At 60.7% G+C, this 13,976-nt stretch carries 12 protein-coding genes; 8 read left to right on the forward strand and 4 right to left on the reverse strand.

The annotated features are described in order from the left end of the window. Positions 1–28 precede the first annotated feature (28 nt). From fhuC to fhuB, 3 genes are read left to right on the forward strand one after another with little or no spacing between them, the layout of a single operon-like run. Positions 29–826, forward strand: a complete 798-nt coding sequence (gene fhuC / locus AB8804_RS21080; protein ID WP_371189893.1) for a Fe3+-hydroxamate ABC transporter ATP-binding protein FhuC — start codon at positions 29–31, stop codon at positions 824–826. Further along, positions 826–1,716, forward strand: a complete 891-nt coding sequence (fhuD, locus tag AB8804_RS21085) for a Fe(3+)-hydroxamate ABC transporter substrate-binding protein FhuD (protein WP_371189894.1) — start codon at positions 826–828, stop codon at positions 1,714–1,716. Before fhuC ends, fhuD begins: the two co-directional genes overlap by 1 nt. Then, positions 1,713–3,695 carry a Fe(3+)-hydroxamate ABC transporter permease FhuB gene (gene fhuB / locus AB8804_RS21090; RefSeq protein ID WP_371189895.1) on the forward strand — a complete coding sequence of 661 codons (1,983 nt, stop codon included), beginning with the start codon at positions 1,713–1,715 and terminating at the stop codon, positions 3,693–3,695. Before fhuD ends, fhuB begins: the two co-directional genes overlap by 4 nt. Positions 3,696–3,791: 96 nt before the next feature. On the opposite strand, the gene hemL is transcribed toward fhuB, so the two are convergent. Next, positions 3,792–5,072 (reverse strand): glutamate-1-semialdehyde 2,1-aminomutase, encoded by a 1,281-nt coding sequence (gene hemL, locus AB8804_RS21095; protein ID WP_371189896.1) that lies wholly within the window; start codon positions 5,070–5,072, stop codon positions 3,792–3,794. A gap of 176 nt (positions 5,073–5,248) precedes the next feature. On the opposite strand from hemL, the gene clcA reads away from it, so the two are divergent. Both clcA and erpA read left to right on the forward strand, forming a co-directional pair. Then, positions 5,249–6,637 (forward strand): H(+)/Cl(-) exchange transporter ClcA, encoded by a 1,389-nt coding sequence (gene clcA, locus AB8804_RS21100; protein WP_371189898.1) that lies wholly within the window; start codon positions 5,249–5,251, stop codon positions 6,635–6,637. A gap of 79 nt (positions 6,638–6,716) precedes the next feature. Further along, positions 6,717–7,061: an iron-sulfur cluster insertion protein ErpA gene (gene erpA, locus AB8804_RS21105; RefSeq protein WP_112012828.1), complete on the forward strand. Its 345-nt coding sequence runs from the start codon at positions 6,717–6,719 to the stop codon at positions 7,059–7,061. Positions 7,062–7,167: 106 nt separating this feature from the next. On the opposite strand, the gene AB8804_RS21110 is transcribed toward erpA, so the two are convergent. Genes AB8804_RS21110 through mtnN form a run of 3 tightly spaced genes read right to left on the reverse strand, consistent with a single transcriptional unit; the run spans position 7,168 to position 9,311 of the window. Next, positions 7,168–7,791 (reverse strand): TRIC cation channel family protein, encoded by a 624-nt coding sequence (locus AB8804_RS21110; RefSeq protein ID WP_371189899.1) that lies wholly within the window; start codon positions 7,789–7,791, stop codon positions 7,168–7,170. 25 nt (positions 7,792–7,816) lie between these two features. Further along, positions 7,817–8,620 carry a vitamin B12 ABC transporter substrate-binding protein BtuF gene (gene btuF / locus AB8804_RS21115; protein ID WP_371189900.1) on the reverse strand — a complete coding sequence of 268 codons (804 nt, stop codon included), beginning with the start codon at positions 8,618–8,620 and terminating at the stop codon, positions 7,817–7,819. Further along, entirely contained in the window at positions 8,613–9,311 is a 699-nt protein-coding gene (gene mtnN / locus AB8804_RS21120) for a 5'-methylthioadenosine/S-adenosylhomocysteine nucleosidase (protein ID WP_371189901.1), read from the reverse strand. Before mtnN ends, btuF begins: the two co-directional genes overlap by 8 nt. A gap of 83 nt (positions 9,312–9,394) precedes the next feature. Here mtnN and dgt point away from each other — a divergent pair, with 83 nt between their 5' ends. The 3 genes from dgt (at position 9,395) to AB8804_RS21135 (ending at position 13,799) form a co-directional block, all read left to right on the forward strand. Beyond that, positions 9,395–10,909, forward strand: a complete 1,515-nt coding sequence (gene dgt / locus AB8804_RS21125; RefSeq protein ID WP_371189902.1) for a dGTPase — start codon at positions 9,395–9,397, stop codon at positions 10,907–10,909. A 131-nt stretch (positions 10,910–11,040) separates the two neighbouring features. Beyond that, positions 11,041–12,477, forward strand: a complete 1,437-nt coding sequence (gene degP, locus AB8804_RS21130; protein WP_371189903.1) for a serine endoprotease DegP — start codon at positions 11,041–11,043, stop codon at positions 12,475–12,477. A 164-nt stretch (positions 12,478–12,641) separates the two neighbouring features. Next, positions 12,642–13,799: a CdaR family transcriptional regulator gene (locus tag AB8804_RS21135; RefSeq protein ID WP_371189904.1), complete on the forward strand. Its 1,158-nt coding sequence runs from the start codon at positions 12,642–12,644 to the stop codon at positions 13,797–13,799. Positions 13,800–13,976: the final 177 nt, after the last annotated feature.

Raw genomic sequence — 13,976 nt, forward strand, 5'->3', positions numbered from 1 at the left:
CGTGCCCTGTTTATTTAAGTTGGCCGACATGCAGGATAATAAAACGCAGTCCGATACCACCTTTGCGCTTCACGATCTCTCCTTTCGCGTTCCGGGGCGCACGCTGCTGCACCCGCTCTCTTTGACGTTTCCCGCAGGTAAAGTGACCGGCCTGATTGGCCACAACGGCTCGGGAAAATCCACGCTGCTGAAAATGCTTGGACGCCACCAGCCACCCTCGGAAGGCGAGATCCTGCTGGACGGCCAGCCGCTCGAAAGCTGGAACAGCAAAGCCTTCGCCCGCAAGGTCGCCTATCTGCCGCAGCAGCTGCCGCAGGCGGAAGGCATGACGGTGCGCGAGCTGGTGGCGATTGGCCGCTACCCGTGGCACGGCGCGCTTGGGCGCTTCGGCGTGGCCGACCGGGAGAAGGTGGAAGAGGCGATTGCGCTGGTCGGGCTTAAGCCGCTGGCGCACCGTCTGGTGGATAGCCTGTCGGGCGGGGAACGCCAGCGCGCGTGGATTGCGATGCTGGTGGCGCAGGACAGCCGCTGTCTCCTGCTTGATGAACCGACGTCCGCGCTGGACATTGCCCATCAGGTCGACGTGCTGGCGCTGGTGCATCGCCTGAGCCAGCAGCGCGGCCTGACGGTGATCGCGGTCCTGCACGATATCAACATGGCGGCGCGCTACTGTGACTATCTCGTGGCGCTGCGCGGCGGGGAGATGATCGCCCAGGGCTCGCCGTCCGAGCTGATGCGCAGCGAAACGCTGGAACACATCTACGGTATTCCAATGGGTATTCTGCCTCACCCTGCCGGGGCTGCACCGGTGAGCTTTGTCTACTGATGCTGGACAACACACGCATTACCCGCCGCCGCCTGCTGACGGCGATGGCGCTCTCCCCGCTGCTGCTGAAGATGAATACGGCGCGCGCGGAGACTATCGATCTGCGCCGCATCGTGGCGCTGGAATGGCTTCCCGTCGAGCTGATGCTGGCGCTGGGCGTCACGCCCTACGGCGTCGCCGATATCCCCAACTACAACCTGTGGGTGAACGAGCCGAAGCTGCCGGAGTCGGTTATCGACATCGGCCTGCGCACCGAGCCTAACCTTGAGCTTCTCACCCAAATGAAGCCGTCATTTTTATTCTGGTCGGCGGGCTACGGCCCGTCGGAAGCGATCATGTCGCGCATTGCGCCCGGCCGCGGCTTCACCTTCAGCGACGGCAAAAAGCCGCTGGCGATGGCGAAAAAGTCCATCAACGAAATGGCGCAGTTTCTCAATCGCGAAGCCGAGGCGAAAACGCATCTCGCCGAATTTGACGCGCTGATTGACTCCCTCAGGCCGCGCTTTGCCAATCGCGGCGATCGGCCTCTGCTGATGGTCACGCTGCTGGACGCCCGCCATATGCTGGTCTTCGGTAACAACTGCCTGTTCCAGGAAGTGCTTGATAGCTTTGGCATTCGCAACGCCTGGGAAGGGGAGATGACCTTCTGGGGCAGCACCGCCGTGGGCATTGACCGCCTGGCGGCGTTCCGGGACGTTGACGTGCTGTGCTTCGACCACGGCAACGAGCGCGAGATGCAGGCGCTGATGGCGACCCCGCTGTGGCAGGCGATGCCGTTCGTGCGCGAGCGGCGCTTCCAGCGCGCCCCCGCCGTGTGGTTCTACGGCGCGACGCTGTCGGCGATGCATTTCGCGCGCGTGCTCGATAACGCGCTGGGAGGAAAGGCATGAGCACGCGCATCGCTCGCTTCCCGGCGCTGCTGCTGGGGCTGATATTCGTCGTCGCCCTCACGCTCACCTGGATCAACCTGTCGACGGCTCTGCCGCGCGGGCAGTGGGGCGCGGCCTTTGTCGCGCCGGATATCGATAACATTCAGCAAATGCTGTTCCACTACAGCCTGCTGCCGCGCCTGGCGATTTCGCTGCTGGTGGGGGCCGGGCTGGGGCTGGTGGGCGTTCTGTTCCAGCAGGTGCTGCGTAACCCGCTGGCAGAGCCCACTACGCTGGGCGTCGCCACCGGCGCGCAGCTCGGGATCACGATTACCACGCTGTGGGCGCTGCCGGGAGCGCTAACCTCCCAGTTTGCCGCGCTCGCGGGGGCGTGCGTCGTCGGTGCCGTGGTCTTCGGCGTCGCCTGGGGCAAGCGTCTTTCTCCCGTCACGCTGATTCTGGCGGGGCTGGTGGTGAGCCTCTACTGCGGGGCGATTAACCAGCTGCTGGTGCTGTTCCATCACGATCAGCTGCAGAGCATGTTCCTGTGGAGCACGGGGACGCTGACCCAGACCGACTGGAACATCGTCGATCGCCTGTGGCCGCAGCTGATCGGCGGCGTGGTGCTGACGCTGCTGCTGCTGCGCCCGCTCACGCTGATGGGGCTGGACGACGGCGTTGCGCGCAACCTCGGCCTGGCGCTGTCGCTGGCGCGCCTGGCGGCCCTGACGCTGGCGATTGTGCTGAGCGCCCTGCTGGTGAACGCGGTGGGCATCATCGGCTTTATCGGCCTGTTTGCGCCGCTGCTGGCGAAAATGCTCGGCGCGCGTCGCCTGCTGGCGCGGCTGGTGCTGGCGCCGGTTATCGGGGCGCTGATCCTCTGGCTGTCCGACCAAATCATTCTCTGGCTGGCGCGGGTCTGGATGGAATTCTCCACCGGATCGGTGACTGCGCTGATCGGCGCGCCGCTGCTGCTGTGGCTGCTGCCGCGCCTGCGCAGCATGAGCGCCCCGGCGATGGATGCCGGTGACAAAGTGTACACCGAGCGCCAGCATCTGCTGTGGTATGCGCTGGCGGGCATGGCGGTGCTGCTGCTGGCCGCGGTGGCCGCGCTCTCTTTAGGGCGCGACGCGACGGGCTGGCACTGGGCGAGCGGCTCTCTGCTCAACGATCTGCTCCAGTGGCGCTGGCCGCGCATCGGCGCCGCGCTGATTGCGGGGGTGATGCTGGCGGTCGCGGGCTGCATTATTCAGCGCCTGACCGGCAACCCGATGGCGAGCCCGGAAGTGCTGGGGATCAGCTCCGGCGCGGCGTTCGGCGTGGTTCTGATGCTGTTCTTCGTGCCGGGCAACGCCTTCGGCTGGCTGATGCCTGCCGGGAGCCTCGGCGCGGCGGTGACGCTGCTGATCATCATGATCGCCGCCGGGCGCGGGGGCTTTTCTCCGCACCGCATGCTGCTGGCGGGGATGGCGCTGAGCACCGCGTTTACCATGCTGCTGATGATGCTGCAGGCCAGCGGCGATCCGCGCATGGCGCAGATCCTGACGTGGATTTCCGGCTCGACCTACCGGGCAACCGAAGGCCAGGTTATGTTTACCGGGCTGGCAATGGTGGTGCTGCTGGCGATTGTGCCGCTGTGCCGCCGCTGGATGACCATTCTGCCGCTCGGTGGTGAAACCGCGCGCGCCGTGGGTATTGCGCTCACGCCAGCGCGCGTTGGCCTGCTGCTGCTGGCGGCCTGCCTGACGGCCACGGCAACCATGACCATCGGTCCGCTGAGCTTTGTTGGGCTGATGGCGCCGCACATCGCCAGAATGCTCGGCTTCCGCCGGACGATGCCGCATATCGTGATGTCTGCCCTGACGGGCGGCGTGATGCTGGTCTTTGCCGACTGGTGCGGCAGGATGGTGCTGTTCCCGTATCAGATCCCGGCAGGCCTGCTGTCGACCTTTATCGGCGCGCCGTACTTTATTTATCTGTTGAGAAAGCAGAGCAGGTAGTCAGGTGCGGGCTGATGCCCTCTCCCAAGCCCTCTCCCACGGAGAGAGGGAAAACATCGTAGGCCGGGTAAGCGTCAGCGCCACCCGGCTTTGCCCTTAGAGCTTCGCAAACACCTTACGCGCCGCGTCGATGGTGTTGTTGATATCGTCTTTGCTGTGCGCCACGGACATAAAGCCCGCTTCAAACGCGGAAGGCGCCAGGTACACGCCTTCTTCCAGCATCAGGTGGAAGAAGCGCTTGAAGCGTTCCACGTCGCACTTCACTACGTCCTGATAGCAGGTCACGGTTTTCGCATCGGTGAAGAAAATCCCGAACATGCCGCCCACGTGGTTCACCACTAGCGGAACGCCCGCCTCTTTCGCGGCGTTAAGCAGGCCGTTTGCCAGCTGCGTGGTCAGGTCGGTCAGCGTTTCATGGATCCCCGGCTGCGCCACCTCGGTCAGACAGGCAAAGCCGGCCGCCATCGCGATCGGGTTGCCGGAGAGCGTGCCCGCCTGGTAAACCGGACCGGTCGGCGCCAGCGCGTCCATCACGTCCTTACGACCGCCGAATGCGCCCACCGGCATGCCGCCGCCAATGATTTTGCCGAGGCAGGTCAGGTCCGGCTCGACGCCGTAATAATCCTGTGCGCCCGCCAGCGCGACGCGGAAGCCGGTCATCACTTCGTCGATGATCAGCAGCGCGCCGAACTCGTCGCACAGGGCGCGCAGGCCCGGCAGGAAGTCAGCGTGCGGCGGGATGCAGTTCATGTTGCCCGCCACCGGTTCAACGATGATGCAGGCGATCTCCTGCGGATACTGCTCGAACGCCGCGCGCACGGTGTCCAGATCGTTGTAGGTGCAGGTCAGGGTGTGCTTAGCAAAGTCAGCGGGTACGCCCGGCGAGTTAGGCTGGCCGAGGGTCAGCGCGCCGGAGCCCGCCTTCACCAGCAGGCAGTCCGCGTGGCCGTGGTAACAGCCTTCGAACTTGATGATTTTGTCGCGGCCGGTAAAGCCGCGCGCCAGGCGGATGGCGCTCATGGTGGCTTCGGTACCGGAGTTCACCATGCGCACCATGTCCATGGTCGGCACCAGCTCGGTCACCAGCGCCGCCATTTTCACTTCCATCTCGGTCGGCGCGCCAAAGCTCAGGCCGCGCTGCGCCGCTTCAATCACCGCGCTGCGAATGGCGGGGTGGTTATGGCCCAGCACCATCGGGCCCCAGGAGCCGACGTAATCGATATAGGCTTTGCCATCCACATCGTACAGGTACGCGCCGTCAGCGCGTTCGATAAACAGCGGCGTGCCGCCTACGCCCGTGAATGCGCGGACGGGCGAGTTTACGCCGCCCGGGATCAGCTCGCGGGCTGCGCTGTAGAGGTTTTCAGACTTGCTCATGGCGTCGTTCCTGGTTCGTAAAAAGAAGATAAGCACACTATTCTATGCGATACGCGGAAGGTAATGAAATGTTTGCCCATTCCCGACTCAACAATTGTTAAGGTTTTTTCAGCAGACGCGAAGAATGTCTCTGGTAAAATCCTCGCGGCGATTTGTATGACGAACACGAGCAGGTAATGAAAGCAGAGACTCCCTCTTTTGAAGAACAGCAGTTTACGCGCGCGCGTCACCGCATCAGCATCCGTCGATTGCTCGACCGGGATAAAACCCCGCTGGCGATCCTGCTGGCCGCCGCCGTAGTAGGGACGCTGGCCGGACTGGTTGGCGTCGCGTTTGAGAAAGCGGTCAACGCGGTGCTCAACTGGCGCATTGGAACGGTGGCCGGATTTGCCGACAGCGGGGTGCTGGTCTGGGTTCTGGCGTTTGGATTTTCCGCGCTGCTGGCGATGGTCGGCTATTTTCTGGTGCGCCGGTTTGCGCCGGAGGCGGGCGGATCGGGGATTCCCGAGATTGAAGGCGCGCTCGAAGAGCTGCGCCCGGTGCGCTGGTGGCGCGTGATCCCCGTGAAGTTTATCGGCGGCATGGGCACGCTCGGCGCGGGCATGGTGCTCGGGCGCGAGGGGCCAACGGTGCAGCTCGGTGGGAACGTTGGGCGCATGGTGGGCGATCTGTTTCGCATGCGCAGCGCCGAAGCGCGCCATACGCTGCTGGCGACCGGCGCGGCGGCGGGGCTGTCAGCCGCGTTCAACGCCCCGCTGGCGGGCATTTTGTTTATCATCGAAGAGATGCGCGCGCAGTTTCGCTACAACCTGATCTCCATTAAGGCGGTCTTTACCGGCGTGATCATGTCGGCGATCGTTTTTCGCATCTTTAACGGCGAAGGGGCGGTGATTGAGGTTGGGAAATTAACCAACGCGCCGGTGAACACGCTGTGGCTGTATCTGATCCTCGGCATGATTTTTGGCGTCGTCGGCCCGCTGTTTAATACGCTGATCCTGCGCGCGCAGGACATGTTCCAGCGCATTCACGGCGGCAACACGACGAAATGGGTGCTGGTGGGCGGCCTGCTCGGCGGCGTCTGCGGCATTCTCGGCTTTGCCGAGCCCAACGCGGCGGGCGGCGGCTTTGGCCTTATCCCGATTGCGGCAGCGGGAAACTTCAGCGTGGGCCTGCTGCTGTTTATGTTTATCTCCCGGGTGATCACCACCGTGCTCTGCTTCTCATCCGGCGCGCCCGGCGGTATTTTTGCGCCGATGCTGGCGCTCGGCACGCTGCTCGGCACCGCGTTTGGCATGGCGGCGGCGGCGGGATTTCCGGCCTATCACCTGGAGGCGGGGACCTTTGCGATTGCGGGCATGGGCGCGCTGCTGGCGGCCTCGCTGCGCGCGCCGCTCACCGGCATCGTGCTGGTTCTGGAGATGACGGACAATTATCAGCTCATTTTGCCAATGATCATTACCTGTCTCGGCGCGACACTATTAGCCCAATTCCTGGGTGGAAAACCGCTATACTCCACCCTTCTTGCTCGCACCCTGGCGAAGCAGGAGGCTCAGCAGAATACTTGAATGAATTACCAGGGTATTAGATAATGACGTTAAGAATTGGGTGATTTTTACCCAATGGCAGTATTCATGGGAGCATAAGATGAGTGATGACGTAGCGCTGCCGCTGCAGTTTACCGAAGCAGCGGCCAACAAAGTGAAAACCCTGATTGCCGACGAAGACAATCCGGATCTGAAACTGCGCGTTTATATTACCGGCGGCGGCTGCAGCGGCTTCCAGTACGGTTTTACCTTTGACGATCAGGTGAACGATGGCGATATGACCATTGAGAAACAGGGCGTCGCGCTGGTGGTTGACCCGATGAGCCTGCAATATCTGGTGGGCGGTTCGGTTGACTACACCGAGGGCCTGGAAGGTTCGCGCTTTGTGGTGACTAACCCTAACGCGACAAGCACCTGCGGGTGTGGATCGTCGTTCAGCATTTAATGTTTTTGACGGTGCGGGCTGATGCCCTCACCCCAGCCCTCTCCCTCTCCCGTGGGAGAGGGAGAAAATATTAAAAACGGTAACCTGAGGGTTACCGTTTTTGCTTTTACCTTCCATTTTCATCCAGCGCAAACGTCGGCAGCTTGAGGTGCCAGCGTATCGCCGCTAAGCGTATGACCAGCGTCACCAGCATCCCGAGCATCGCCGCGTTCTCCAGCGGAACGGCGAAGGTGTAGTAGGCCGTGGCGTGAACGATCCCGCCGATAATGCAGGCGGTGGCGTAGATTTCCGTTCGCAGGATCATCGGCACTTCACGCGCCAGAATGTCGCGAATAATCCCGCCGCCCACGCCGGTCAGCACGCCCATGCAAATCGCGACCAGGGGACCGGTGCCCGCCAGGAACGCCTTGTTCACGCCAATGCCTACAAACACGGCCAGCCCTACGGCATCCAGAACCGGCAGTATCCATTTGGGCAGCCTGCGCGGCTGGCGGATAAGCACGATCGTCAGCAGGCAGGTGACCATCGCCACCACTAAATCCGTGGGATCTTTCACCCAAAAAACGGGGCCGTGGGCCAAAGCCATATCGCGGATGGTCCCGCCGCCGACGGCCGTGACGACGCCGAGCACCAGCACGCCAAACGGGTCCATGCGTAGTTTTCCCGCGAGCAGAACGCCGGAGATAGCAAAAACGGCTGTGCCAAGAATATCCAGCCAATAAACGAGCATCGTGAAATCCTCGAACTTTTCGGGTCTATGTTTGACTCTCGGCCAGCGCGGCACAGAGTTGTTTAGCGGCGAGGATAATACGCGGGCCAGCACGTTCAAACCAGTCGCCGTGAAGGGCAATTACCGGAATTTTGAGCTGGCGCTGCCAGAACCGTTCAATTTTAGGAATCTCACCCGCATTTCCAACCACCACGATGGCCTGCGGCTGGCGTGCCAGCACCTGTTCCCGGCTGACCTGAGGCCACGGCACACGGCTGGCAGCAAAAATATTTTCTCCACCGCAGACCTCCAGCACCTGGTTCTGAATGGAGCCTTTTCCGGTGGTAAACAGCGGCTGGCTGCCGAACTGCAGGAAAACGCGCTTTTTGGCCTGCGTCGCGTATTTGTCCTTCAGCGCGGCGTAGTCGTTTAGCATCTGCTGCGCGGCCTGCTCGGCTTTTTTCGGCGTGGGGCTGTAGGGGGCCAGATCGCGCAGCGCCTGGGCGACCTGCTCAACGCTCACCGCATCAATCCACATCACCTTAATGCCCAGCGAGGTCAGCTGATTGACCTGCCGCTCGGCGTTGCCGCCGCGCCAGGCCAGAACCAGATCGGGCCTGAGCGCCACGATGCGTTCGAGGTTCATCCCCTGCCAGGTCGCGACCTGTTCAATTCCGGCGGCCTGCGCGGGGAAGTCTGAAAAGCTGCTGACGGCAACCGGCGTGATGCCGGCGGCAAAGGCCAGCTCGGTATTGGCAGGGGAGAGCGTGATGACCCGCGGCGCGGCGATAAGCCACGCCGGGATAAGCAGAAGCAGGGCGGCCAGCGCCCTGATGCTGTATTTACCCACGTGCCAGTTTCTGCACCAGGGTTTCCACCATCACGGTGGACTGTTTTGCCGCAACGGCAAGGAACTCGTCGAAGCTGAGATGGGATTGCTGATCGGCCACGTCGGAGATCGCGCGAACCACCACGAACGGCACGCTGAAGTTATGGCAAACGTGGGCAATCGCGGTAGCTTCCATTTCAACCGCCACGGCCTGCGGGAAATTATGGCGAATTTTGGCCAGGCCGACGGAGCCGTTAATGAATGCGTCACCGCTGACGATCAGCCCGCGCACGGCGTTCAGATTCAGCTCGGCGATGCAGCCTTCTGCGGCAGCAACCAGCTTGTCATCGGCCTTGAAGCCCGCCGGGCAGCCCGGAAGCTGGCCGTATTCGTAGCCGAACGCGGTCACGTCCGCATCGTGGTAGCGCGCTTCGTCGGACACCACGATATCACCCACTTTCAGCGTCGGCGCGAGGCCGCCCGCAGAACCGGTGTTGATGATAACGTCTGGCTTGCAGCGTTCGAGCAGCAGCGTTGCGCCCAGTGCTGCCGCCACTTTACCGATGCCTGATTTCAGCAGAGCTACGTCAACACCGTTCAGCTGGCCGGTGTAGATTTCACACCCACCTAAGGAGAGCGTTTGGCGGTTCTCAATTTTGTCACGCAGCAGCGTAACTTCTTCTTCCATTGCACCAATAATGCCGATTTTCATAGATTTACTCGCGATGTGCCTTGTTAAGATGCATAGTCTATCATGGGCTTTAGTGGAAGCGCATTTCTCACGCGGGGGAGCACATGGCGCAGATCGATTTTCGCAGCAAAATAAACTGGCACCGTCGGTTTCGGTCGCCGCAGGGCGTCAAGAATGAGCATGAAATTCTGCGCATCTTCGAAAGCGATCGCGGGCGCATCATTAACTCTCCCGCCATTCGCCGCCTTCAGCAGAAGACCCAGGTCTTCCCGCTCGAGCGCAATGCCGCGGTGCGCACGCGCCTGACCCACTCCATGGAAGTCCAGCAGGTTGGCCGCTACATCGCCAAAGAGATTTTAAGCCGCCTTAAAGAGCAGCGGCTGCTGGAAGCGTACGGCCTGGACGAGCTTACCGGGCCGTTTGAAAGCATCGTCGAGATGGCGTGCCTGATGCACGATATTGGCAACCCGCCGTTCGGTCATTTTGGCGAGGCGGCGATCAACGACTGGTTCAAGCAGCGCCTTTATCCCGCGGATGCCAAAAGCCAGCCGCTCAGCGATGACCGCTGCGCGGTGCGGGACCTGTGCCTGCGCGAGGGCGAGGAGAGCCTCAACGACCTGCGGCGCAAGGTGCGTCAGGATCTGTGCCATTTCGAAGGCAATGCGCAGGGGATCCGGCTGGTGCATTCCCTGATGCGCATGAACCTCACCTGGGCGCAGGTCGGCTGCATTTTGAAATACACGCGTCCGGCCTGGTGGATGGGCGATCCTCCTGCTTCGCACAGCTACCTGATGAAAAAGCCGGGCTATTACCTCTCTGAGGAAGCCTATATTGAAAGGCTGCGTAAAGAACTTTCCCTGACGCCGAACGGCCGCTTTCCATTAACGTGGATTATGGAAGCCGCTGACGATATCTCTTATTGCGTTGCCGATCTGGAAGATGCCGTTGAGAAACGGATATTCAGCGTTGAGGAGCTTTATCAGCATCTTTATGACGCCTGGGGGCCGCATGAAAAAGGCTCTTTATTTGCTCAGGTCGTCGAGAACGCATGGGAAAAATCGCGCTCAAATTCACTGAGCCGCAGCACTGAAGATCAATTCTTTATGTATCTTCGGGTCAATACCCTTAATAAGCTGGTGCCCTACGCCGCCGCGCGGTTTATTGATAACCTGCCCACCATTTTCAGCGGCGATTTTAATCATGCGCTGCTGGAAGATGACAGCAGCTTTAGCCAGCTCCTTGAGCTATATAAAAATGTCGCCGTCCGCCATGTTTTCAGCCATCCCGACGTTGAGCAGCTGGAATTACAGGGATATCGCGTGATCAGCGGCCTGCTGGAAATTTATCGGCCGCTGCTGCAATTATCGGTAGATGAGTTTAGCGAGCTGGTAGAACACGAGCGCGTGCGCCGCTTGCCTATTGAATCGCGGTTGTACCAGAAGCTTTCAACCCGGCACCGGCTGGCCTATATAGAGTCCGTCAGCAAAATTGAGCGCAGCTCCGCGCAGTGGCCGGTGCTGGAATATTATTACCGCTGCCGCCTGATTCAGGACTATATCAGCGGCATGACCGATTTGTATGCCTGGGATGAATACCGCAAGCTGATGGCCGTGGAATAAGCGGCAAGTTTTGTAAAGACGGCCAATAAATTTTTACTTTTCCCATAAAGTTAATTCCGGAACTAAGCGGTATAAAATGAATCTGAGTTACACAGCAATTTTGCGTTATCTGTGAATCGAGAAAGAGAAACATGAAAAAAACCACATTAGCAATGAGTGCACTGGCTCTGAGTTTAGGTTTAGCGCTGTCCCCTGTGGCAGCAACGGCTGCGGAAACGGCCTCTTCGGCAACGACCGCGCAGCAAATGCCAAGCCTGGCACCGATGCTCGAAAAAGTGATGCCATCGGTGGTGAGTATCAACGTTGAGGGAAGTACGACCGTCAATACGCCGCGCATGCCGCGTAACTTCCAGCAGTTCTTTGGCGATAACTCGCCGTTCTGCCAGGACGGTTCTCCATTCCAGAGCTCTCCGTTCTGTCAGGGCGGCGGTGCCGGGGATAGCGGCAACGGCGGCGGCCAGCAGCAGAAATTTATGGCGCTGGGTTCCGGCGTTATCATTGACGCGGCTAAAGGCTATGTCGTGACCAACAACCACGTGGTGGATAATGCGAACACCATTAAGGTTCAGCTGAGCGATGGCCGTAAGTTTGACGCCAAAGTCGTCGGCAAAGATCCGCGCTCTGACATTGCGCTGATTCAGATTCAGGACCCGAAAAACCTGACGGCGATTAAGCTTGCCGATTCTGACGCGCTGCGCGTGGGCGACTACACCGTGGCGATCGGTAACCCGTTCGGACTGGGTGAAACCGTGACCTCCGGCATCGTCTCTGCGCTGGGTCGTAGCGGCCTGAACGCGGAAAACTACGAAAACTTCATCCAGACGGATGCGGCGATCAACCGCGGTAACTCCGGCGGCGCGCTGGTTAACCTTAACGGCGAGCTGATCGGGATTAACACCGCGATCCTCGCACCGGACGGCGGCAACATCGGTATCGGCTTTGCTATTCCAAGCAACATGGTGAAAAACCTGACCGAGCAGATGGTCAAGTATGGCCAGGTGAAACGCGGCGAGCTTGGCATCATGGGCACAGAGCTGAACTCTGAGCTGGCGAAAGCGATGAAGGTTGACGCGCAGCGCGGGGCGTTCGTGAGCCAGGTGATGGCGAACTCCTCGGCCGCGAAGGCCGGCATCAAAGCGGGTGATGTGATTACCTCCCTGAACGGTAAGCCGATCAGCAGCTTCGCCGCCCTGCGCGCCGAAGTGGGCTCAATGCCGATTGGCAGCAAAGTCACGCTTGGCCTGCTGCGCGACGGCAAGCCGGTTAACGTCAGCCTCGAGCTCCAGCAGAGCAGCCAGAATCAGGTTGATTCCAGCACCATCTTCAGCGGCATCGAAGGCGCTGAGATGAGCAACAAGGGTGAAGATAAAGGCGTGGTGGTGAATAACGTGAAGGCGAACTCACCGGCTGCCCGTATCGGCCTGAAGAAAGGCGACGTCATCATGGGCGCTAACCAGCAGCCTGTGAAAAACATCGCTGAACTGCGCAAAATTCTCGACAGCAAGCCTTCCGTGCTGGCCCTGAATATTCAGCGTGGTGATACTTCTATCTACCTGCTGATGCAGTAATGCGTTAGAGGCGTAAAGCCCTCGCCGGATGAGTTCGGCGGGGGTTTTTTCATTTCTGTGACCCTTTCCACAAGTCCATAGTTCTTCAGCTCACTTTGTGCATCTGCACAGTGCGGCGCGCGCCTCACTCACCTATGCTTGAGCTCTGCTCAGAGGAGGGTTGCATGGCTGGCTGGCATCTTGATACCAAAATGGCGCAGGATATCGTGGCGCGCACGATGCGCATCATCGATACCAATATTAACGTTATGGACGCCCGCGGGCGCATTATCGGCAGCGGCGATCGCGAGCGTATTGGGGAATTGCACGAAGGCGCGCTGCTGGTGCTCTCTCAGGGGCGGGTGGTGGACATTGACGACGCGGTTGCCAAACACCTTCACGGCGTGCGCCAGGGGATAAACCTGCCGCTGCGGCTTGAGGGGGAAATTGTCGGCGTCATCGGCCTGACCGGAGAGCCGGAATCGCTGAGGAAGTACGGCGAGCTGGTCTGCATGACGGCCGAGATGATGCTTGAGCAGTCGCGTCTGATGCACCTTCTGGCACAGGACAGCCGCCTGCGTGAAGAGCTGGTCATGAACCTGATCCAGGCCGAAGAGCACACGCCCGCGCTGAGCGAATGGGCGCAGCGCCTGGGCATCGATCTGAATCAGCCGCGCGTCGTGGCGGTGATTGAGGTCGATAGCGGCCAGCTTGGCGTGGACAGCGCGATGACGGAACTGCAGCAGCTGCAAAACGCGCTGGCGACGCCGGAGCGCGATAACCTGGTGGCGATTGTCTCCCTCACGGAAATGGTGGTGCTGAAGCCCGCGCTAAACGCATTTGGACGCTGGGATGCGGAAGACCACCGCCGCCGCGTGGAGCTGCTGATTTCGCGCATGAAGGAGAACGGCCAGCTGCGCTTTCGCGTGGCGCTGGGCAACTACTTTACCGGGCCGGGCAGCATTGCGCGCTCGTGGCGAACGGCGCGAACCACCATGATGGTGGGCAAGCAGCGCATGCCGGAAAGCCGGAGCTATTTCTACCAGGATCTGATGCTGCCGGTGCTGCTTGATAGCCTGCGCGGCGGCTGGCAGGCCAACGAGCTGGCGCGTCCGCTCGTTCGCCTGAAGGCGATGGATAATAACGGCCTGCTGCGCCGCACGCTTCAGGCGTGGTTTCGCCATAACGTGCAGCCGCTGGCAACGTCAAAAGCGCTGTTTATTCACCGCAATACGCTGGAGTATCGGCTTAACCGCATTTCGGAGCTGACGGGGCTGGATCTGGGGAACTTCGACGACAGGCTGCTGCTGTACGTGGCGCTGCAGCTGGATGAGCAGCGGTGAGGTTATTTTGCCGGGTGGCGGCTTCGCCTTACCCGGCCTACATGATGGTTTTCTCCCTCTCCCTGTGGGCTGAGGGATCCCCAGTAATATGGTCATACCTCCATGACCATATTACTGTACTCCTTTCCCATCCTTTTCAACTCGTTACCTATATTCAGCCGCCTCACTCTCCGGGGG

Origin of the sequence: Enterobacter sp. KBR-315C3_2022 (genome assembly GCF_041399425.1) — a bacterium.
In the GTDB taxonomy this organism is placed as follows: Bacteria; Pseudomonadota; Gammaproteobacteria; order Enterobacterales; family Enterobacteriaceae; genus Enterobacter.